Raw genomic sequence first — 20320 nt, 5'->3', positions numbered from 1 at the left:
CCGCCACTGGTCGTTGTTGTGTTGGGGGGGGGGTGTGGGGGGGGGGGCCGGCGGGGGGGGCTCCCGGGGGGGGGGGGGGGGTGGGTGGGGGGGCCCCCCCCCCCCCCGCCCCAGGTTTCGCACTCTCCCGCGCTTCGCGCCCTCTCAGCGAGCCTCGAGCAACCCGGTGAGCCGCTCCGCCAGCATGTCCCAACGCCAAGCGTCGTAGACCCACTTGCGGCCGGCCTCACCCATCTCGCGTCGCAGCTCCGCGTCCCCGAGGAGCCGCACCAGCCGCTCCGCGAGCACCGTCTCCCCGTTCTTCCCGGGCACCACGAACCCGGTCTCCCCCTCGCGGACCGCGTCCGGCGCACCCCCGGAGTCCCCGGCGACGACGGGCAGCCCGGTCGCCGAAGCCTCCAGGTAGACGATCCCGAGCCCCTCCACGTCCAGCCCCCCGCGCCGCGTCCGGCACGGCATCGCGAAGACGTCCCCGGCCCCGTAGTGGGCGGGGAGTTCCTCCCACGGCACGGCGCCGGTGAACACCACCGACGAGCGCACCCCGACCTGGTCCACGAGCTTCTCCAGGTCCGCCCGGTACGGCCCGCCCCCGACGATCAGCAGCACGGCATCAGGATGCGCGGCGAGGACCCGCGGGAAGGAGCGGATCAGCGTGTCCTGCCCCTTCCGCGGCACCAGCCGCGACACGCACACCACGACCGGCCGTTCGGTGAGCCCGAGCCGCGCCCGGACCGCGTCGCCGCCGGAGTCCGGCCGGAAGGTGGACTCGTCGACGCCGGGCGGCAGTTGGACCATCCGCGAGGCGACCCGAGGCCCGACGGCACGGGCGATCCGCGAACGCGTGTACTCGCCGAGGTACGTCAGCACGTCGGTGTTGCCGCCGATCCGGCGCAGCAGCTGCGCGGAGCCGGGCAGTTGGGCCCACGCGGCCTCGTGGCCGTGGGTCATGCCGATCATCCGCTCGGCGCCGGCCCGGCGCAGGTGCGGGGCCATCAGGCCGAGCGGCGCGGCGGCACCGAACCAGACGGAGGTGCAGCTCTCGGCGCGCATGATCTCCGCGGCCCGCCTGGTGACCCGGGTGGTGGGGATCATCATTTTGGTGCGGTCGCGGATCACCGGAAAGGGCTGTTCCGCGTCGAACTTGGCGACTTCCCGGCCGTCCCGCCAGGTGGAGGCGTACACGACGATCGACCCGGCCGGCTGGCGCACCGCCATGTTGTGGACGAACGCCTGGATGCCGCCTGGCCTGGGCGGAAAGTCGTTGGTGACGATGAGGGTTCTGTTCATGTGCCGCGGCTCGCTCGGTCAGGGGGTGCTCGGAGTACCCGTGAGTGGTCCGTACGATAGGTCACCGCACCAGTCCGCCGGGAACGCGGCCCGTGCCGCCCGCGGTGGCGGTGCGCGCGGGCCCGGACGGTTCGGACACGGTTCGGAGAAGTTGGAGGACACCGCCGCAACTGATGCTGTGTGCTGGTGGTCCTTACCGGTACCCCGGCGCGCAAGCCCGGTCCCGGTGCGTACGCGACGACCCGAAGGAGCGTAGTGGAGTCAGCCCAGGCCGAACGGCCCGGCAGCTCGGAGGCCCCGGCGCTGCCTGCCCCGTCCGGTTCCGCACCGAGTCGTCGTCCGCTGTGGGCCCTGGCGGCCGGCTGGACGGTCTCCCGGACCCTGCTGGTCCTGGTGGTCGCGGGGGTGCTGCGGATCGCCAACACGGACGTGACAGCGGACGTCTCGGTGATCTACCACAGCTGGTACGAGGTGCTGCGCACCGGCACCTTCCCGCTGGACGACGTGACCTGGCAGTACCCGCCGGGCGCGGCGCTGGTGATCCTGCTGCCGGGCCTGTTGCCGTGGTCGTACCTGGTGTCGTTCTTCGTGATCTGCGTCGTGGTGGACGCGGCGGCGATGGCGCTGCTGATGCGCGCGGGTGTCCGCAAGGGCCGCAGCTATCTGGGTGCCTGGTACTGGGTGGTGGGCGTTCCGCTGCTCGGGCCGACGGTGTACTGCCGGTACGACATCATCGTGACGGCGCTGGCGGTGGCGGGTCTGCTGGTGGTGCTGCGCCGCCCGGCGCTGGGCGGGGTGCTGCTGGGGCTGGGCGGGCTGTTGAAGATCTGGCCGCTGCTGGCGCTGATCGGCACGCCGCGCGGCCGGCGCACCCGGCGGGCCTGGACCTCGGCGGCGACGTTCGCGGGGGCGCTGGGTTTCCTGCTGACGGCGGGCATGAACGGGGCGTTCGAGTTCCTGAAGTTCCAGTCGGAGCGGGGCATCGAGATCGAGTCGCTGGGTGCGCTGCCGCTGCACTTCGCGAAGCTGGCGGGGTCGTGGCACGGCACCGTGACGATGAACTACGGCTCGGTGGAGTTCCTCGGCCCGTGGGTGCCGGTGATCTCCAAGGTGATGGTGGGCATGACGGTGGCCGGTTTCGGCTGGCTGCTCATCTGGCGTCTGCGGGCGACCCGTTGGACTTCGGCGACCACCTTCGACGCGGCGCTGTGCGCGCTGCTGATCTTCACCGCGACCAGTCGGGTGATCAGCCCGCAGTACATGATCTGGGTGGTCGGCCTGGCGGCGGTGTGCCTGACGGTGCGAGGCAGCAGCCAGCGTCCGGTGGCGGTGGTGGTGCTGGTGGCCACGGTGCTGACCACGATCGAGTTCCCGGTGATGTTCGGCACCGTGAACCGCAGCGAGCTGTCCGGCGTGCTGGTGCTGACGGCCCGCAACCTGGTGCTGCTGGCGGCCACCGTGCTGTCGGCGTACCGGCTCTGGCGCTCCACCCGGCGGCGCGAGGTGCTGACCACGCTGGTGCTGCCGGCCGGTCAGCTGGGCCCGCAGTACCCGGTGCGGCCGGGTATCGCCTACGAGCAGGATCTGCTGGACGACCTCACTCCGGCGGACCGCGCCTGACACCCCGTCGCCGCCCTGCAAGTTTCTGAAAGCGCTTGCAGGGCAAGGCTTTTCGCTGCCACCATCGCCGAATGATCGACTACGACATCCTGATCGTCGGCGGCGTCGGCGTGGACACCATCGTCCGGGTGGACCGCCTGGAGATCCCGCCCGGCGTCGACTCGGTGCACGTCCCCCCGGTGCGCGACTACCCGGCGCACACCGGGAACGGCGTCGCGCTGGCCTGCCACGCGCTGGGCCTGCGCACCAAGCTCGCCGACTTCCTCGGCGAGGACCCGCAGGGCGCCCTGGTGCTGGCCGAATACGCCCGCCGCGGCCTGGACTTCAGCCACCTGCCCGCCCCCGCCGGCACCCCGCGCAGCGTCAACCTGGTGGACGCGGACGGCCTGCGGTTCTCCTTCTACGACGGCCGCCACCCGGCGGACGCCCGGCTGCCGCGCGAGTTCTGGCTGCCGCTGCTGGAGCGCTCGCAGCACGTCCACCTGTCGATCACGGGCGTCAACCGCGACATGTACCCGGACGTCGAACGGCTGGGCTGCCCCAGCTCCACCGACCTGCACGCCTGGGACGGCGAGAACGAGCACCACCGGTTCTACGCACTCCGCTCGGACGTGGTGTTCCTGTCCGCGGCCGGCCTCGGCAACCGCCCGGAGGCGGCGATGCGTTCGATCCTGGCGCAGGGCCGGGCCGAGCTGGTGGTGGCCACCGCGGGCGCGCACGGCACGTTCCTGCTCACCCGCGAGGACGAGGCGCCCCGGCACTTCCCGGCGGTGGACCCGGGCGCGCCGATCGTGGACAGCAACGGCGCGGGCGACGCGTTCGTCTCCGGCTTCCTGCAGCGGCGGCTGGCGGGCCGCCCGGTCGAGGAGTGCATGCGGGCCGGTGCGGCGGCCGGCGCGTTCGCCTGCACCACGGCGGGCACCCACACCGCGTTCCTGGACGCGGCCGGCCTGGAGCGGGCACTGGCCGGCTGAGGTCAGTCCCGCAGGGTGGCCACCGCGGCCGTCCAGTCCTTGGTGAACTCGGCGACGCCGAGGCCGAGTTCCGCCCGGAAGGCGCGTTCCAGGCCGCCGGCGCCGTTCTGCCCGACGGCCCGGTAGAGCGCCACCAGCCGGTCCGGCCCGTACCGGTGGGCGATCAAGTCGCAGGCCAGCCAGGACAGTTCGTAGGCCTGCGAGATGCCGGCCGAGCCGGCGGTGAACGCGTCGTCGGTGGGCAGCCCGGTGGGCATCCGCCCGGCCCGGACGTCCTTGGCGAGTTCGGGGACGATCTGCCGGGTGGTCCGCCCGGTGCCCTGGTAGCCGGTGTAGTCGGCGACGCCCTCGGACAGCCACAGCGGGGTGCACGCTTTGGTGTCGGCCCGGGTGGCGACGTGGGTGGCCTCGTGGGTCACCACCACCCGGCGGCCGAGCTCGCTGAGCTGCCGGTACGCGTCGGGGTTGACCACGATCCGGTCCGCGGGGGTGTGCGTCGGCGCGCCGCCGACCGCCAGGGTGACTGCGGCTATCCCCTGGTACGCGTCCGCGGATACGTCCATCCGGCGGGCGAACTGCTGGACGGTGAGCGGCAGTTCGAGCAGCAGCCGGCCGGGCTTCCAGGGACCCCAGACGCCTTCGACGGTGGGCACCGCACGGTCGGCGAGGGCGGCCAGGTCGGCGAGTTCGCCGTCCTCGCCGAGGCCCAGCGCCAGGCTGTGCCGCCCGGTCGCGGTCCGGACGGTGCCCAGGTCCCAGGGCGCCACCGCGCCGGTGGGCACCTCCCGGAGCACCCGCCAGCCGGCCGGCTCGCGCTGCAGGTCGATCTGCCGTTCCAGCAGCGCCGGGTAGTCGTCCACGCCGGAGATCCGGTAGCCGAGTTCGGCGCCGACGGTCAACCGTTCGGCGCCGGGCGCGGGTTCGGTGAAGGTGGTCAGCCGCAGCGTGTACTCGGTGAACCGGATCGCGGCGGTGCGGGTGAGCAGGTCCCGGTCGGCCTCCTCGGCGCCCGCCGCCGTCGGCAGCCCGGCGGGGTCGCGCCGCAGGATCGCGCCCGCCCGCCGCGACAGCACCTGCGCGACGGCGTCCCGGGCCCCGGACGGCGCGCCCGGCCCGGGCGGGGCGGCGGCCGGTCCGGCGGGCCCGGCGGGGAGCACCCGGGGCAGCGAGAGCTGGGCCGCGCACCCGGCGGCGACCAGCAGTGCGGCCCGCCGGGACGGCGAAGCACCGGCCTGCCGCGGCGCCGGCGCCTGCGGCAGGTCGGTGACCAGGGGCTCGTGCTGGCTCAGACCCGCACCACCGAGTTGACCGGCATCGCGCTGACGCTCTCGTAGCGGACCCGGGCGCCGGGGTGCGGCGCGTGCACGACGACACCGCCGCCGGCGTACATGCCGACGTGGTGCCTGTCCTTGAAGAAGATCACCAGGTCTCCGGGCCGGGCTTCGGCGAGGCTCACCCGCCGGCCGGCCGAGGCCTGCCCCTGCGAGGTCCGCGGCAGGGTCACTCCGGCCTGCCGCCACGCCCAGTACATCAGACCGGAGCAGTCGAACGTGCTGGGCCCGGTGGATCCGTACACGTACGAGGAGCCGATCTTCGAGACGGCCGCGTTCAGCGCGGCGGCGGCGCGGTCGGACGCGGCGGGCTCGTTGCCGAGGTCGAAGCGGTCGGCGCCGCGGGCGGCCCGGGCGTCGTCGTCGTAGGCGAGCCGGTCGCGCTCGGCGGCGGTGAGGTCGCCGAGCAGCTGCCGGGCCCGGGCGAGGCGGGTGCGGACTTCGTCCTTGGCGGCGGCCAGGCGGTGCCGGGCCTGTTCCAGTTCGTCGAGTTTGGCCGCGGTCTCCTGACGGCGCTGGTCCAGCCGGCGTTGTCGTTCGCGCAGGTCGCGCAGGGTCTCGTTCTGCCGGGCGGTGGCCTGGCCGAGCGAGCGGGCGCCGGCCAGGTAGGACGCCGGGTCGTTGTCGAGCATCAGCCGCAGCGTGGGGTCGAGGCCCTGGGCGCGGTACTGGGCGGCGACCACCGCCCCGAGGTCGGCGCGCAGCCGGTTGAGGTCGTCCTGCCCGGCGGCGACCTGGGTCAGCAGGACGCCGGCCTCGCGCTGCAGCCGTTTCTGCTGTTCCTGGGCGGCGTTGTACTTCTCGGAGGCCTGCTCGGCCTCGTCGTACAGCTGGTCGACCTGCGCCTTGACGTCGGCGCGGTCCGGCGGGTCGGCCGGAGTGGCGGCGGCCGGGGCGACGCCGAGATGGATCACGCCCGTCGCGGCGGCGGTGAGCGCCAGGGCTCGGGCGAGGCGTTGGACGCCGGGCAGTGGGGGGCGACGGTGCACTGGCACGTGCGACGACTCCGTTCCTGCGCTCCGGCCTCCGCCGCCGCCCGCGGATCGGACGGCCGTCCGCACGGGGGGCCGGGGCAGAGGTTAGCGAGTCGGACGGATCCAGTCCAAACCCTGACAACTTCGAATATTCGACCGCGAATCGGACACCGGAACGAGAGCGGCCCGGCACCCCCTGTGCGGGGTGCCGGGCCGAAGGCTCCGCGCGGCCGTCAGATCCGGACGATCTTGGTGATCGGCATGACGGTCGCCGACTCGTAGCGGACCTGCGCGCCGGTGTGCGGGGCGTGCACGATCTGCCCGTTTCCGACGTACATGCCGACGTGGTGCTGGTCGCCGTAGTAGATGATCAGGTCACCCGGACGGGCGTTGGCGATGTTGGTGCCGATGCTGGTGCCGGCGCCCGCCTGGGCCTGCGAGGTGCGCGGGATGGAGACACCCGCCTGGGCGTACGCCCACTGCATCAGACCGGAGCAGTCGAAGGTGCTCGGGCCGGCCGCGCCGTAGGAGTACCAGCTGCCCAGCTTGGACAGCGCGGCGTTCATCGCGGCACCCGCGTAGCCGGCCGGTGCCTGCGCCGGCGGGGCGCCGAGGTCGGTGCGGGTGTTGTCGCGGGAGGCGCGCTCGGCCTGGGTGCGGGAGTCGCTGGCGGCCTTGGCCTCGGCCGCCGCGAGATCGTCGCGCTCCTTCTGGGTGAGCGTGTTGAGCAGCTCCTGCGCCTTGGCCAGCTTGGACTGGACGTCTTCCTTGTCGGCCTTGAGGGCCTTCGTGGTGGTGTCCAGTTCGGCGAGCTTCTGCGCGGCCTCCTCGCGCTGCCCGTCGAGCTTGGCCTGCTCGGCCTTGAAGCTCTTGAGCAGGTCGGCCTGGGTGGCGCCGACCGTGTTCAGCGTTCCGGCCTGCCCGAGGAAGCTGTCCGGGTTGCTGGAGAGCATCAGCTGCATGGTCTGCGGCATGCCGCCGTTGCGGTACTGCTCGGCGGCGATCGTCGCCAGGCTGTCCTGAACGGTGGTGACCTGCTCCTGCTGGCGGGCCAGCTGGTCCTGCAGTTGGGTGACCTGCTTCTGCAGGTTCTGCTGCTTCTCGACGGAGGCGTTGAGCGCCTCGGTCTTCACCTCGGCCTGCTCGTTGAGCTGGTCGACCTGCGCCTTGACCTGGTCCTTGGTGGGCGCCGGGTCGGCGTGCGCGCCGGTCTGGGCGGACAGCGCGACGGCGGTGGCGGCAGCGGCAGTGAGAATCGAGACCCGGGCACGGCCGACGGGCTTGGGACGGCGATGGGACGCCACGAAGGCGGACTCCTTCTTCCTCACACCGCCTACCGGGTGAGCTGACGGGTTCGGGCCGGAAGAGACGCCCTACAGCGCCTCACCGGCCGCTCTCGCGGCCGACCTGGCGCCGATTCACCCCGGGGGAACGTGGTTCCCCGGCTCCGTTCGACAGCAACCCCCACAGGGGTATCCCCGTCGGCGGATCTCGTTCTGACGATCCACCCGCTGCGTCACGGACTCGGCGGCGACCTCCGCCGTCGCCCCCCTTGGGCGATCGACTCTGCGGTGGTCGAACTATGACCCTAGTAACCGATCCGTGATCCGTTCAAATCCTTGTCGGAAAAAAATCTGAATCTGAGTCAATTTCGATTACGAAACTGACCGAACGTAAGGGATCCGTTGCGCAGTGCGTAGCATTTCCCGCCGTTCGCCAGGGAAACGCGACGCCCGGACGTGTTCGAGATCACAGCAGGATCTCGACCCGCCCGGGCGTGTCACGGCGTGTCAATTGTCGCCCTGGCGGGCGTATGTCCGGTTTGCCGGACTGTCAGACCCGACGGATGGTCGAGATCGGCATCGCGTCGACCTTCATGGTCTTCACCACGTCACCGGTGTGCGGCGCGTGCACCACCATGCCGTTGCCGATGTACATGCCGACGTGGTGCCGGTCGCCGTAGTAGACCACCAGGTCACCGGGCTGGGCGTTGTGCCAGTCGGTGCCGACGCTGGCGCCGTAGCTGCCCTGCGCCTGCGAGGTGCGCGGCAGCGACACGCCGGCCTGCGCGTACGCCCACACCATCAGGCCGGAGCAGTCGAAGGTGCTCGGGCCGGTCGCACCCCACACGTACGGCGCACCGCGCTTGTCGAGCGCCCGCTGCACCGCGACCCCGGCGTAGCCGGCGGCCTTCGGCAGGGTGGCCGGGTCGACCCGGTCGGCACTGCGCGAGGCGGCGCCGTCGCCGCGCACGATCGAGGCACGGTCGGCGGCGGAGAGCTGGTTGAGCAGGTTCTGCGCCTGCTCCAGCTTGGTCCTGACCTCGTTCTTGGCGTCGTTGAGCGCCTGGGTGGAGTTGTCCAGCTCCTTCAGGACGTCCGCCGCTTCCTGCTTCTGCTGGTTCAGCCGGCGCTGCTGGTCCTGCAGTGACTTCAGGGTCTCGGCCTGGGTGCTGGCCGCCTGGTCGAAGGAGGACGCCTTGTCCAGGTACTTGTCCGGGTCGGCGGAGAGCATCAGCTGCATCGACGGGTCGACGCCCGCGTGCCGGTACTGGTCGCCGGCCACCGCCGCGAGCCCGGAGGACAGCTCGTTCAGCTGGTCCTGGCTGCGGGCCAGCTGGTCCTGCAGCTGGTCGGCCTGCTTGCGGAGCTGGTCGGCCTGCTCCTTGGCGCCGTTGTACTTCTCGGCCGCCTGCTCCTGCTCCTCCATGAGCTTGTCGACCTGCGCCTTGACTTCGTCCTTGTTCGGCTGAGCCGGCGCGGCGTGCGCACTCACCTGGGCCGACAGGGCGACCGCGGTCGCGGCGGCAGCGGTGAGCACGGTCACCCGGGCGCGACTCGGCTGCTTGGGACGGCGGTGGGAGGCCAAGGCGGTGCTCCTTCTTCCTCTGGACTCACCCGTTAGAGCGATAGTCCGGAATATAGGTTTGACGCCAGACCCTAGTGAAGTCCCTGCCTCCGCGTCCACTCCCGGGGGGCTCCCGGATTCACTTCTCCGCCCCTCTTCACCACACCGACACACTCCGGACGCCCCAACACCGCTGAGCGCCCGTCAACTGCGCGACAGGCGGTTCAGCAGCAGAACCGAGGCCACCGGGCGGGCGCCGGCCTTGCGCACCCCGTCCGCGACCTCCTTGTCGGCGGACACCACCACCACCGGCCGGCCCTGCGGCTCGGCCCGCACCAGGCGGCGGATCAGCTCGTCCGCGGTCTCCCCGGTCCGGCTGAACCGGACCCGGACGCCACGCGGCGGGGCCATGATCACCGGCACGTCCAGGTCCTGGCCGTCGAACACGCAGGTCACCTCGGCCTGGGTCCGCTGGGCCAGCATCGCCAGACCGCCCAGCAGCCTCAACCGCTGCTGCTCCAGCGGCAGTTGCGGGTAGCCGGTCTTGGTCACGTTGTAGCCGTCCACCACCAGGTGGACCTGCGGGATGGCCAGCAGCTGGTCCAGCAGCGCCGGGTCGTCCTCGGCCAGCCCGCGTCGGGCCACGTCGTGCGGCGAGGCCGAACCGGGCTCCACCGCCTCCACCAGGTCGGCCGGGCGCAGCGCCGTCACCGGCAGCGCCAGCTCCCGCTGCAGGCCCTGCGCGGACTGCAGCACGGTGTCCAGCAGCAGCCGCAGCCGCATGTCCTCGACGCTGCGGCCCTCCCGGGCGGTGCGCCGGCCGGTCTCCACGGCCGCCTCCAGTTCGGCGACCCGGTGCCGCAGCCGGCGGGCCTCGATCTCGGCGGCGCCGCGCTCGGCGGCGGCGGCGGCCCGGGCGGCCTCCAGTTCGGCGGCCAGTCGGCGGCTCTCGGCCTGCGCGCGGCGGGTGTCGGCCTCCAGCGAGCGGACCTTCTTGCGCAGCGAGTCCGCCTCCCGGCGTACCCCTTCGGACTCGGCGCGGTGGCGCTCCAGTTCGGCGCGGGCGGTGGTGCGGGCCTCGGCCAGCTCCTCGTGGAGCTTCTCGGCCAGCCGGGCGGCCTCGGCGGCGACGCCCTCGGCGTCGACCCGTTCGGCCTGTTCGCCGGCCTCCTCGACCAGCCGGGCCCAGCCGGTGGGCCGCACCAGGTAGGCGGCGGCGGCCACGTCCATCGGGTCGGCGGCGGCCGGCACGGTGCCCGCCTCCAGGGCACGCACCAGGTCCGGCTGGCCGAGCCGCAGCCGCTCGGCTATCCGCACCCGGAACGCGGGGTCGGACTCCAGCGCGGCGGCCAGCGCGGTGGCCGCGTACTTGGCCCGCCGGGCGGCGGTGAACTTGGCGTACGGGCGCAGCGCGGCGGGCAGTTCGCCGGCGGCGATGCCGCCGAGCGCGTCGGAGGCGATGCCCACCACCCGGCGGCGCACTCCCTCGGGCAGCGCCCGGCCGGCCATGTCGCCGCCGGCCTCGGTGACCGAACCGGCCTCGGTGACCGACCCTGCCTCGACCGGGCCGATTTCCTCATGGACCGGAGCGTGCGCGGTCCCGTCCGTGCCCGCGGGCGCGTTCGCTGCCTCCGCCACTGTTCTCGGCTCCGATCCTGATCCGGGCGGGCCCCGGCGGGTGCCGGGGGCGTTGGTGTCCGCCGCTGCTTGCAATTGTCCCGTCTACCGTGCCGCACCGACAGCACCCCGCCGACGAGTCCGCCCCGCGCCCCGGTCCGGGGCGCGGACGGGGACGCGGGGCGGTGGAAGCGTGTCAGCCCTGCGCGGGGCCGCCGTCCTCGGGCTCCTCGGCGCCCGGGCGGGCGACCAGCTCGACCTGGTCCACGGCGTTGCACCAGCGGCAGCGCACCGACTCGATGGTCTCGGAGAGCACCTGGGTCTCCTCCACCTTGGAGTCGCCGGACAGGTCGAAGTGCACGAAGTCGATCACGCGGGAGGACCGGGTGACGTCGAAGCGGGTGAGGTTGCCGCACAGGGTGCAGCGCCAGCGGGTCTCGGCGGTCGGCGCGGCAATGGTCATCAGTGGTCCCTCTCGGCTGGTCCCCGTTTACGGGCCTCCACCCTATTGCCTGTGCCGCGGCGGCCGGATCACCGGTCCACAGCCCGGACGCTCACCCGTCCGGAGCAGCGCCCGGTGTCGCGAGTGCGCCCCCGAGGAATGCTCACCGGCATGGTGCTCTCCGCCCCCGCCCGGGCCGGTTCGCCGACGGCCGGGGGAACCGCCCGCACCCCGGTCGTCGCCCACCTCCTGATCGCGCTGTCCGCGCTGGTCCTGGTGGCCGGCCCGGCCGGTCTGAACCCGGTGTACGGCAGCGGCGACGCCCGGATCTGCGCCGAGCAGCGCTACGAGCACCGCTGGGGCGCGGTGCCCGCCGAGCTGCTGAGCAGCCACCCCCTGACGGCCTCCCAGCTGTCCTCACTCGCCCCGGCGACCCCGGGCTGCACGCTGCCGCCGACCCCCTCCAAGATCCCCGAACTCTCCGTCCTCACTTCACTGTTCGTCCACGCGGGGTGGCTGCACCTGCTGGGCAACCTGCTGTTCCTGTTCGTCTTCGGCCCGGCCGTGGAGGCCCGGCTGGGCCGGGTGCGCTTCCTGGTCGGCTACCTGGCGATCGGCTACCTGGCCACCTACGGCTACGCGGTGGCCGAGGCGCACACCGCGGACGGCATGCGCGCCCTGGTCGGCGCGTCCGGCGCGATCGCGGGGGTGCTGGGCGCGTACCTGCGGCTGTGGCCGAGAGCCCGCGTGACGGTGCTGGTGCCGGTCCTGCTGTTCCTGCCACTGCGTTTCCCGGCCTGGCTGGTGCTCGGCCTGTGGTTCGCGCTGCAGGGCTGGTCCGTCAGTTCGGGCGGCAGCGGGGTGGCCTATCTGGTGCATGTGATCGGCTTCGTGACGGGCTGGCTGTTCGCCTGGGCCGCCCGTCCGGCGGGCGATACCCTTGGCGCACCTTCTCGAACAGGAGTTGCTCAGTGATCACCGCGATCGTCCTCATCAACACCAGCGTCGACCGGATCCCCGAGATCGCCGAGGCGATCGCGGCCATCGAGGGCGTCAGCGAGGTCTACTCCGTCACCGGCACCTACGACCTGGTCGCGATGGTGCGGGTCCGGGGCCACGAGGATCTGGCCGACGTGATCCCCGGCCGTCTCAACAAGGTCCCGGGCGTCTCCAACACCGAGACCCACATCGCCTTCCGCACCTACTCGCAGCACGACCTGGAGGCCGCGTTCTCGCTCGGCCTGGGCGAGTAGCCGCTCAGCGCTGCCGCGTGTCCGCGACGCAGCGCCCGCCCTCGTTGCGGTAGCTCCACCGCGCGCCGTCGGTCACCAGGTCCCGAACGGCCGTCAGGAACCGGTCCAGGTGCTCGACGGGGGTGCCGGCGCCGAAGCTGACCCGGATCGCGTTCAGGCTGCGCTCCCCGGGCAGCGACGGCTCGGGCGCCCCGCACTGGCTGGGCGCGGCGTCCTCCCCGCCCAGCAGCGTCCGCACCAGCGGGTGCGCGCAGAACAGCCCGTCCCGCACGCCGATGCCGTACTCGGCGGACAGCGCGGCCGAGAAGTGCGAGCTGTTCCAGCCGCGCACCACGAAGGACACCACGCCGACCCGGTCGGAGCCCTCACCGAACAGGCTGAGCACCCGCACCTCGGGGATCGCCGCCAGGCCCTCGGTCAGCTTCGCCACCAGCGCCCGCTCCCGGGCCTCCAGCTCCTCGAAGCCCGCCTCGGTGAGCGCCCGGCAGGCCGAGGCGATCGCGTACGCGCCGATCACGTTCGGCGAACCGGCCTCGTGCCGGGCCGGGCCGGTGTGCCACTCCACCGCCACCGAACCGTCCAGCTCCCGGGCCACCGTCCGGCTCGCCCCGCCACCGGCCAGGTACGGCTCCGCCGCGTCCAGCCAGTCCGACCGCCCGGCCAGCACGCCGGCACCGAACGGCGCGTACAGCTTGTGGCCGGAGAACGCGATCCAGTCGACGTCCAGCTCCCGTACCGAGACCCGGTGGTGCGGCGCCAGCTGGGCCGCGTCCAGCACCACCCGGGCGCCGTACCGGTGCGCGACCTCGGTCAGCTCCTTGACCGGCCACAGCTCGCCGGTGACGTTCGACGCCCCGGTCACGCAGAACAGCTTCGGCCCCCCGGCCGCCCCCAGCAGCGCCTCCTCCAGCGCGGCCACCGCCTCGCCGTGCGAACGCGGCGCCCGCAGGTAACGCACCGTCAATCCCTCACGCCGCCACGGCAGCAGCGAAGCGTGGTGCTCGGTCTCGAACGCGAACACCTCGGTCCCGACGGGCACCGCACCGGCCAGCAGGTTCAACGAGTCGGTGGTCGCCCGGGTGAACACCACCTGGTCGCCGTCCCGCAGGTCCAGGAACTCCTCGACGGTCCGGCGGCTCTGCTCGAACAGGTCCGTCGACAGCTGCGACAGGTATCCGGCCCCCCGGTGCACCGACCCGTAGTACGGCGCGTACGCCGCCACGTCCTCCCACACCCGGGCCAGCGCCGGCGCGCTCGCCGCGTAGTCCAGCGCCGCGTACCCGACCTTCTCGCCCGACGCCAACGGCACCTCGACGTCCTGGCCCAGCACGGCCAGCGGCTCACAGATCTCGGCGGTCACAGACATGGATGCACTCCTCCACAGGGTAAGGACCCCGGGGTGCATCAACCGGAAGTCCGCGCTTGCCGCGCAGACGGATCGCCACGCAGCCCGGTCCTCACCCAGGGCACCCCGCCACGGACGGAGGGTTGCCGGACAGCAAGCTGGGGCTTGGCGCTGCCACTCATGACCTGCGCAAGACCATACACGAGCAGCCCACGACCTCAACCCCCGTCCAGAACGTGGACGCCCCACCCCTGACACCCAGTCACATTGGCCCCATCAGGGGCGCGGGGAACTGCGCGACCAGCCCCCCACAAGCGGAAAGATCCGCCCGGGCAGGAGCAACTCCCCTCCCCGGACGGACCGTTGGCTCAAGGCCCCGCTACTGCGTAGCCTCCGCCCACCGCTTCAGCAACTCCCCCGCCGCCCCGGAATCAATCGCCGCAGCCGTCCGCACCATCCCCGCCGCGAGCTGCTCACTCAGCGGCGCGTCCGTCAGCTCCAGCGCCACCAGCGCGGCCGCGCTGTTGAGCAGCACCGCGTCCCGCACCGGCCCGCGCTCCCCGTTCAGCACCCGCCGCGCGACCGCCGCGTTGAACTCCGCGTCGGCGCCTCGCAGCGCCTCGATCCCGACCAGCTCGATCCCGACCTCGCGCGGGTCGAACTGGGTCTCCGTCACCTGCCCGTCCCGGATCACCCAGACGTGCGACGTGGTGGTGATCGTCAGCTCGTCGAGCCCGTCGTCACCCCGGAACACCAGTCCCTGCCCGCCGCGCCGGGCCAGCACGCCGGCGATCAGTCCGGCCAGCCGGGTGTCGAAGCAGCCGACCGCGTGGGCGCCGACCTTGGCGGGGTTGGTGAGCGGGCCGAGGATGTTGAACACCGTGGGGACGGCGAGTTCGGCGCGGGCCTGCGCGGTGTGCCGCATCGAGGGGTGGAACTTGGCGGCGAAGCAGAAGGTCAGCCCGACCTCCTCGGCCACTGCCGCGACCCGCGGGGCCGACAGGTCCAGGTTGATGCCGAGCCGCCCGAGCACGTCCGAGGAGCCGGACGCCGAGGAGGAGGCCCGGTTGCCGTGCTTGACCACCTTCGCGCCGGCCGCTGCGGCGACCACCGCCGACATGGTGGAGATGTTGACGGTCTTGGCGCGGTCGCCGCCGGTGCCGACGATGTCGACGGCCGGCCCGGGGATGTCCAGCGGCACGGCGTGCGCGTACATCGCCTCGACCAGGCCGGAGATCTCCTCGACCGTCTCGCCCTTGCCGCGCAGCGCGATCAGGAAGCCGGCCACCTGCACGGGGCTGGCCTCGCCGCTCATGATCCGGTCCATCGCCCAGGCGGTGTCGGCCTGGGCGAGGTCCTCGCCGCGCACCAGGGCCATCAGGAGGTCGGGCCAGGAGCGAACCACCTGCGCGGGGTCGCTACCGCCGTTCGCAGAGTGCACGTTCACCATGGCCGTCTCCAGCTCTCGTCTTGTCGCAGAGGAATGGAGTCAGCCTATCGAGCGCGCGGGGACGGCCGCCCTTACTTGCCGTCCCCTTCTCTCCAGTTGAGACGCCGGCTGAGACAGCTGCCGGAAAGCGTCAGCGCGCGGCCGGTGCCCGCCGGGCCACCCGGGCCCGCAGCAGCGTGGTCGCGGCGTCGGCCAGCGCCACCGGGTCGACGGGGTGCGAGATCGCCGCGTCGGCCCGGGACCAGGCGGCCAGCCAGGAGTCCTGCGGGCGGCCGATCAGCACCAGCACCGGCGGGCAGCCGTAGATCTCGTCCTTCAGCTGCCGGGTGAGGCCGAGTCCGCCCGCGGGCACCGCCTCGCCGTCCAGCACGCACAGGTCGACGCCGCCCTTCTCCAGGGCCCGGAGCACCGCGGGGGCGGTGGCGCACTCCACGTACTCCAGGGCGGGGACGTCCCCGGCGGGGCGGGGGCCGAGAGCGAGGGTCACCTGCTCACGGGTGTTGCGGTCGTCGCTGTAGACGAGAACGGTGAGCGTCTCGTCGGAGTGCTGCGCCATGTCCCCTGCTTCCTGGTGCTCGTCCTCTTATATGTGTCCACTGTGTTCGCGCGGACCGCGACTGCGCGCGGCCCCCGGCCGAACGGCCCAGTGTGACCCGGACCACGTCCTGGGACGGATGCTACTCCGGCGGGCCCGTCCTGAAGAGACCCCGACGCGATCTCGCTCAAGCCGCCGCGCCACCGGCTCACCCCGGCAGCCCAGTTCGCTCACCCGGCCCGAACAACCATCAGAAAACGGACCGGGGTCGAGGCGGGCATACCGCACGCACCGGACACTCCGAGGGAGACCCCCCGGCGTGAAGACGGAATAAGGGACCGACATAATGTCCGTCGTGGCGACAGCAACAGCAACAGAAACCGGACACGCGCACGGAGCGGTCAACAGGCCGAACCTGGTCAGCGTGGGAACCATTGTCTGGCTGAGCTCGGAGCTGATGTTCTTCGCGGCCCTGTTCGCGATGTACTTCACCCTCCGCTCGGTCAAGGGCGCCGAGTTCTGGCACGAGAAGGCCCATGCCCTCAACGTGCCCTTCTCCTCGGTCAACACCACGATCCTGGTGCTCTCCTCGCTCACCTGCCAGCTCGGCGTGTTCGCCGCCGAGCGCGGTGACGTGAAGAAGCTGCGTTCCTGGTTCGTGGTCACCTTCGTGATGGGCGCCATCTTCATCGGCGGCCAGATCTTCGAGTACACCGAGCTGGTCAAGAAGGACGGCCTTTCGCTGTCCTCCGACCCGTACGGCACGGTGTTCTACCTGACCACCGGCTTCCACGGACTCCACGTGACGGGTGGTCTGATCGCCTTCCTGCTGGTCCTCGGCCGGACCTACGCGGCGCGGCGCTTCACCCACGAGCAGGCCACTGCGGCGATCGTGGTGTCGTACTACTGGCACTTCGTCGACGTTGTGTGGATCGGCCTGTTCGCGACCATCTACCTGATCAAGTAACAGCCGCCCCGCCCCTGACCCGGCGTCGTTCCGACGCATGGGAGTCGGGGGCAGGCTGCTGCCGACCAGATCCTGACACCGGGGTTATTCCGTGAAAAAGCTCTCCGCACGACGGCGCCACCCACTGGCGGCGGTCGTCGTTCTACTTCTCGCCCTGGCGGCCACCGGGGGGCTGTACGCCGCTTTCGCGCCCGCCGAGAAGGCGCAGGCCGACAGCTCCTCGCAGTCGCTCGCCATCGACGAGGGCAAGAAGCTCTTCGCCGTCGGCTGCTCCTCCTGCCACGGCCTGAACGGCCAGGGCACTTCTGACGGTCCGTCGCTGGTCGGCGTCGGCTCTGCTGCTGTCGACTTCCAGGTCGGCACCGGCCGCATGCCGGCCCAGCAGCCGGGCGCGCAGGTCCCGCGCAAGAAGACCGTCTACGCCCAGTCCGAGATCGACCAGCTGGCCGCCTACGTGGCGTCGCTGGGCCCGGGCCCGGTCACTCCGACCACGGAGCAGTACCAGCCGTCCGAGGACAAGGTCACCAACGCCGAGCAGGTCGCCAAGGGTGGCGAGCTGTTCCGCACCAACTGCGCCCAGTGCCACAACTTCGCCGGCAAGGGCGGCGCGCTGAGCGAGGGCAAGTACGCCCCGTCCCTTGAGGGCGTGGACTCCAAGCACATCTACGAGGCCATGCAGACCGGCCCGCAGAACATGCCTTCGTTCCCCGACACCACCATGCCGGAGGAGCAGAAGCGCGAGATCATCGCGTACGTCCAGAACACCAACAACGCGCCGAACCCCGGTGGTCTGGCCCTGGGTAGCCTCGGCCCCTTCACCGAGGGCCTGTTCGCCTGGATCTTCGGTATCGGCGTGCTGATCGCGATCGCGATCTGGGTCGCCGCCCACACCACCAAGGCCAAGAAGTCATGAGCCACGACATGTCAGAGAACCTGCCGGAGGCGCACGACGCCTCCCACGGCGCTGAGGTCGTCTCCCACGACGACCCGTTCGCCGACCCGGGCCTGCCGGCCCACGAGCCGCGTCGGACCGACATCGACGAGCGGGCCGCCAAGCGGGCCGAGCGCCAGGTGTCGCTGATGTTCGTGGTGTCGATGCTGGCGACCATCGGCTTCATCGCGTCCTACGCCGCGATCGACGCCGACAAGCTCGTCTACATCTTCCCGCTGGGTCACGTCAGCGCCCTCAACTTCGCCCTGGGCATGACCCTCGGCGTGGCGCTGTTCTGCATCGGCGCGGGCGCGGTCCACTGGGCCCGCACCCTGATGTCGGACCACGAGCTGCCGGCCGAGCGTCACCCGATCGAGGCCTCCGACGAGGTCCGCAACGACGTCATCGAGCAGTTCAAGACCGGTGCCGCGGAGTCCGGCTTCGGCCGCCGCAAGATGATCCGCAACACCCTGATCGGCTCGATGGCCCTGGTGCCGCTGTCCGGTGTGGTGCTGCTGCGCGACCTCGGCCCGCTGCCGGAGAAGAAGCTCCTCGACACCGGCTGGGTCGAGGCGACCCCGGCCAAGCCGATCCGCCTGGTCAACATGAACACCGACCAGCCGATGAAGCCCGAGGACATCATTCAGGGCTCGCTGACCTTCGCCAAGCCGCACGGCCTGGAGGAGTCGGACGAGGCCTTCCAGCAGCAGATCGCCAAGGACGCCCTGATGCTCGTCCGGATCGCTCCGGAGGACATCAAGGACGCCAAGTCCGCCGGCCTGGGCTTCGAGGGCATCCTCGCCTACTCGAAGATCTGCACCCACGTCGGCTGCCCGATCTCGCTGTACGAGCAGCAGACCCACCACGCGCTCTGCCCCTGCCACCAGTCGACCTTCGACCTGGCGGACGGCGCTCGCGTCATCTTCGGCCCGGCCGGCCACCCGCTGCCCCAGCTGAAGATCACCACCGATGAGCAGGGCTTCCTGATCGCCACCGGCGACTTCGACGAGCCCGTCGGCCCGAGTTACTGGGAGCGCAAGCGATGAGCACCGCGAGCGGCACCACCACTGGTGCCTCCAAGCCGGCCAGCACGCGCGCCAAGCCCGCCAACAAGGCCGAGGCGACTGCGGACTGGGTCGACGGCCGGCTGGGGATCTACTCCCTGGCCAAGGCCAACCTGCGCAAGATCTTCCCGGACCACTGGTCCTTCATGCTCGGTGAGATCTGCCTCTACAGCTTCATCATCATCATCCTCACGGGTGTGTACCTGACGCTGTTCTTCAAGCCGAGCATGGCGGAGACCGTCTACCACGGTTCCTACCTGCCGCTGAACGGCATCCGGATGTCGGAGGCCTACGCCTCCACGGTCGACATCAGCTTCGAGATCCGCGGCGGTCTGCTGATCCGCCAGATCCACCACTGGGCCGCGCTGGTCTTCGTCGCCGCGATGTTCGTGCACATGATGCGCGTCTTCTTCACCGGCGCGTTCCGCAAGCCCCGTGAGATCAACTGGTTGTTCGGCTTCCTGCTGCTGTGCCTGGGCTTCTTCGACGGCTTCTTCGGCTACTCGCTGCCGGACGACCTGCTGTCGGGTACCGGTATCCGCTTCATGGAAGGCGCGATCCTGGCGGTGCCGATCGTCGGCACCTACATCCAGATGTTCCTGTTCGGCGGCGAGTTCCCGGGCACCGACATCATCCCGCGCTTCTTCACCATCCACGTGCTGCTCATCCCGGGCATCATGCTGGGCCTGCTGGTCGCGCACCTGATCCTGGTCTTCTACCACAAGCACACCCAGTGGGCGGGCCCGGGCAAGACCGAGAAGAACGTCGTCGGCATGCCGCTGATGCCGGTCTACATGGCCAAGGCCGGTGGCTTCTTCTTCCTGGTGTTCGGCATCATCGCGGTGATGTCGGCGGTCGCCACCATCAACCCGGTGTGGGCGTACGGCCCGTACCGTCCGGACCAGGTGTCGACCGACGCCCAGCCCGACTGGTACATGGGCTTCGCCGAAGGCCTGATCCGCTTCATGCCGGGCTGGGAGATCTCCGTCTGGGGCGGCCACACCCTGAACCTGGGTGTGTTCATCCCGCTGATGATCTTCCCGCTGGTCCTGGTCGCGATCGCGGTCTACCCGTTCATCGAGTCCTGGATCACCGGCGACAAGCGCGAGCACCACATCCTGGACCGCCCGCGCAACGCTCCGGTCCGTACCGGGCTCGGCGCGGCCTGGATCTCGCTGTACCTGGTCCTGCTGGTCGGCGGTGGCAACGACCTGTTCGCCACGCACCTGCACATGTCGATCAACACGATCACCTACATGGTCCGTGTCGGCTTCTTCGTGGTGCCGGTCATCACCTTCTTCGTCACCAAGCGCTGGTGCCTCGGCCTGCAGCGCCGCGACAAGGAGAAGGTGCTGCACGGCCGCGAGTCGGGCATCATCAAGCGCCTGCCGCACGGTGAGTTCGTCGAGGTCCACACGCCGCTGTCGCAGAAGGACCTGCACACCCTCACCTCGCACGAGCAGCCCCAGCCGCTGGAGCTGCCCGCCGAGACCGACGAGAACGGTGTGGCCCGCAAGGCCGGCCTGGTCGCCAAGACCCGGACGAAGCTCTCCGAGGGCTACTACGGCGAGGGCAACCAGATCGCCAAGCCCACCTCCGAGGAGTACCTGGAGATCACCAGCGGCCACGGCCACCACTGATCCCTAGCTGTCACGCCACGTCAGAACCCCCATCGGCTTCGGC

At 71.6% G+C, this 20320-nt stretch carries 18 protein-coding genes and 2 riboswitches; of the genes, 8 read left to right on the top strand and 10 right to left on the bottom strand.

Annotation, left to right across the window (positions count from 1 at the left end; all coding sequences use genetic code 11):
- Positions 1 to 144: 144 nt before the first annotated feature.
- Positions 145 to 1287, bottom strand: coding sequence for a glycosyltransferase family 4 protein (locus ACFYS8_RS23380; protein WP_387643680.1), 1143 nt, complete (start codon positions 1285 to 1287; stop codon positions 145 to 147).
- A 255-nt stretch (positions 1288 to 1542) separates the two neighbouring features.
- Here ACFYS8_RS23380 and ACFYS8_RS23375 point away from each other — a divergent pair, with 255 nt between their 5' ends.
- Together ACFYS8_RS23375 and ACFYS8_RS23370 are read left to right on the top strand one after the other, a co-directional pair.
- On the top strand, positions 1543 to 2907 hold the full coding sequence (locus ACFYS8_RS23375) for a glycosyltransferase 87 family protein (protein WP_387643678.1): 1365 nt from the start codon (positions 1543 to 1545) through the stop codon (positions 2905 to 2907).
- Positions 2908 to 2978: 71 nt separating this feature from the next.
- Positions 2979 to 3881, top strand: a complete 903-nt coding sequence (locus tag ACFYS8_RS23370; RefSeq protein ID WP_387643676.1) for a carbohydrate kinase family protein — start codon at positions 2979 to 2981, stop codon at positions 3879 to 3881.
- A 2-nt stretch (positions 3882 to 3883) separates the two neighbouring features.
- Here ACFYS8_RS23370 and ACFYS8_RS23365 read toward each other — a convergent pair whose 3' ends face one another.
- The 6 genes from ACFYS8_RS23365 to ACFYS8_RS23340 all read right to left on the bottom strand — a co-directional run bounded on the left by ACFYS8_RS23365 (position 3884) and on the right by ACFYS8_RS23340 (position 11113).
- Positions 3884 to 5038, bottom strand: coding sequence for a hypothetical protein (locus tag ACFYS8_RS23365; protein WP_387643673.1), 1155 nt, complete (start codon positions 5036 to 5038; stop codon positions 3884 to 3886).
- Between the two features lie 128 nt (positions 5039 to 5166).
- The gene (locus ACFYS8_RS23360) at positions 5167 to 6207 is read right to left on the bottom strand and encodes an NlpC/P60 family protein (RefSeq protein ID WP_387643671.1); all 1041 of its coding nucleotides are present in this window, start codon (positions 6205 to 6207) and stop codon (positions 5167 to 5169) included.
- Between the two features lie 212 nt (positions 6208 to 6419).
- The gene (locus ACFYS8_RS23355; protein WP_387643670.1) at positions 6420 to 7490 is read right to left on the bottom strand and encodes an NlpC/P60 family protein; all 1071 of its coding nucleotides are present in this window, start codon (positions 7488 to 7490) and stop codon (positions 6420 to 6422) included.
- A 10-nt stretch (positions 7491 to 7500) separates the two neighbouring features.
- A riboswitch (cyclic di-AMP (ydaO/yuaA leader) is annotated at positions 7501 to 7683 on the bottom strand.
- A 336-nt stretch (positions 7684 to 8019) separates the two neighbouring features.
- The gene (locus ACFYS8_RS23350; RefSeq protein WP_387643667.1) at positions 8020 to 9054 is read right to left on the bottom strand and encodes an NlpC/P60 family protein; all 1035 of its coding nucleotides are present in this window, start codon (positions 9052 to 9054) and stop codon (positions 8020 to 8022) included.
- 183 nt (positions 9055 to 9237) lie between these two features.
- A complete protein-coding gene (locus tag ACFYS8_RS23345; protein WP_387643863.1) occupies positions 9238 to 10542 on the bottom strand; it encodes an NYN domain-containing protein in 1305 nt (434 codons plus the stop codon).
- 304 nt (positions 10543 to 10846) lie between these two features.
- Positions 10847 to 11113, bottom strand: coding sequence for a hypothetical protein (locus ACFYS8_RS23340; RefSeq protein WP_387643664.1), 267 nt, complete (start codon positions 11111 to 11113; stop codon positions 10847 to 10849).
- A 150-nt stretch (positions 11114 to 11263) separates the two neighbouring features.
- On the opposite strand from ACFYS8_RS23340, the gene ACFYS8_RS23335 reads away from it, so the two are divergent.
- On the top strand, positions 11264 to 12067 hold the full coding sequence (locus ACFYS8_RS23335) for a rhomboid family intramembrane serine protease (RefSeq protein WP_387643661.1): 804 nt from the start codon (positions 11264 to 11266) through the stop codon (positions 12065 to 12067).
- Positions 12064 to 12345 carry an Lrp/AsnC ligand binding domain-containing protein gene (locus ACFYS8_RS23330; RefSeq protein ID WP_387643658.1) on the top strand — a complete coding sequence of 94 codons (282 nt, stop codon included), beginning with the start codon at positions 12064 to 12066 and terminating at the stop codon, positions 12343 to 12345. Before ACFYS8_RS23335 ends, ACFYS8_RS23330 begins: the two co-directional genes overlap by 4 nt.
- Positions 12346 to 12349: 4 nt before the next feature.
- On the opposite strand, the gene ACFYS8_RS23325 is transcribed toward ACFYS8_RS23330, so the two are convergent.
- From ACFYS8_RS23325 to ACFYS8_RS23315, 3 genes are all read right to left on the bottom strand, one after another.
- A complete protein-coding gene (locus ACFYS8_RS23325; protein ID WP_387643656.1) occupies positions 12350 to 13711 on the bottom strand; it encodes an aminotransferase class V-fold PLP-dependent enzyme in 1362 nt (453 codons plus the stop codon).
- Between the two features lie 47 nt (positions 13712 to 13758).
- Positions 13759 to 13876: riboswitch (SAM riboswitch) on the bottom strand.
- 193 nt (positions 13877 to 14069) lie between these two features.
- Positions 14070 to 15140: an anthranilate phosphoribosyltransferase gene (trpD, locus tag ACFYS8_RS23320; protein ID WP_387643654.1), complete on the bottom strand. Its 1071-nt coding sequence runs from the start codon at positions 15138 to 15140 to the stop codon at positions 14070 to 14072.
- A 130-nt stretch (positions 15141 to 15270) separates the two neighbouring features.
- Positions 15271 to 15696, bottom strand: a complete 426-nt coding sequence (locus ACFYS8_RS23315) for a hypothetical protein (RefSeq protein ID WP_387643652.1) — start codon at positions 15694 to 15696, stop codon at positions 15271 to 15273.
- Positions 15697 to 16021: 325 nt separating this feature from the next.
- Here ACFYS8_RS23315 and ACFYS8_RS23310 point away from each other — a divergent pair, with 325 nt between their 5' ends.
- The 4 genes from ACFYS8_RS23310 to ACFYS8_RS23295 all read left to right on the top strand — a co-directional run bounded on the left by ACFYS8_RS23310 (position 16022) and on the right by ACFYS8_RS23295 (position 20277).
- A complete protein-coding gene (locus tag ACFYS8_RS23310; protein ID WP_380481106.1) occupies positions 16022 to 16642 on the top strand; it encodes a heme-copper oxidase subunit III in 621 nt (206 codons plus the stop codon).
- 91 nt (positions 16643 to 16733) lie between these two features.
- A complete protein-coding gene (locus tag ACFYS8_RS23305) occupies positions 16734 to 17555 on the top strand; it encodes a c-type cytochrome (protein WP_387643649.1) in 822 nt (273 codons plus the stop codon).
- Positions 17556 to 17563: 8 nt separating this feature from the next.
- Entirely contained in the window at positions 17564 to 18619 is a 1056-nt protein-coding gene (locus tag ACFYS8_RS23300) for a Rieske 2Fe-2S domain-containing protein (protein ID WP_387643646.1), read from the top strand.
- Entirely contained in the window at positions 18616 to 20277 is a 1662-nt protein-coding gene (locus ACFYS8_RS23295; RefSeq protein WP_387643643.1) for a cytochrome bc complex cytochrome b subunit, read from the top strand. The genes ACFYS8_RS23300 and ACFYS8_RS23295 overlap by 4 nt, the downstream gene beginning before the upstream one ends.
- The last annotated feature ends 43 nt before the right edge of the window (positions 20278 to 20320 follow it).

It is taken from the genome of Kitasatospora sp. NPDC004615 (assembly GCF_042873545.1).
In the GTDB taxonomy this organism is placed as follows: Bacteria; Actinomycetota; Actinomycetes; order Streptomycetales; family Streptomycetaceae; genus Kitasatospora.
Note: the sequence above shows the minus strand (reverse complement) of the source record. Positions and strands in the feature narration are given on the sequence as shown.

Excerpts from the sequence above, each read along its gene's own strand:
- ACFYS8_RS23380 (WP_387643680.1), bottom strand. The coding sequence starts at position 1,287 with ATGAACAGAACCCTCATCGTCACCAACGACTTTCCGCCCAGGCCAGGC.
- ACFYS8_RS23370 (WP_387643676.1), top strand. The coding sequence starts at position 2,979 with ATGATCGACTACGACATCCTGATCGTCGGCGGCGTCGGCGTGGACACC.
- ACFYS8_RS23345 (WP_387643863.1), bottom strand. The coding sequence starts at position 10,542 with ATGGCCGGCCGGGCGCTGCCCGAGGGAGTGCGCCGCCGGGTGGTGGGC.
- ACFYS8_RS23340 (WP_387643664.1), bottom strand. The coding sequence starts at position 11,113 with ATGACCATTGCCGCGCCGACCGCCGAGACCCGCTGGCGCTGCACCCTG.
- ACFYS8_RS23335 (WP_387643661.1), top strand. The coding sequence starts at position 11,264 with ATGGTGCTCTCCGCCCCCGCCCGGGCCGGTTCGCCGACGGCCGGGGGA.
- ACFYS8_RS23325 (WP_387643656.1), bottom strand. The coding sequence starts at position 13,711 with ATGTCTGTGACCGCCGAGATCTGTGAGCCGCTGGCCGTGCTGGGCCAG.
- trpD (WP_387643654.1), bottom strand. The coding sequence starts at position 15,140 with ATGGTGAACGTGCACTCTGCGAACGGCGGTAGCGACCCCGCGCAGGTG.
- ACFYS8_RS23315 (WP_387643652.1), bottom strand. The coding sequence starts at position 15,696 with ATGGCGCAGCACTCCGACGAGACGCTCACCGTTCTCGTCTACAGCGAC.
- ACFYS8_RS23310 (WP_380481106.1), top strand. The coding sequence starts at position 16,022 with ATGTCCGTCGTGGCGACAGCAACAGCAACAGAAACCGGACACGCGCAC.
- ACFYS8_RS23300 (WP_387643646.1), top strand. The coding sequence starts at position 17,564 with ATGTCAGAGAACCTGCCGGAGGCGCACGACGCCTCCCACGGCGCTGAG.
- ACFYS8_RS23295 (WP_387643643.1), top strand. The coding sequence starts at position 18,616 with ATGAGCACCGCGAGCGGCACCACCACTGGTGCCTCCAAGCCGGCCAGC.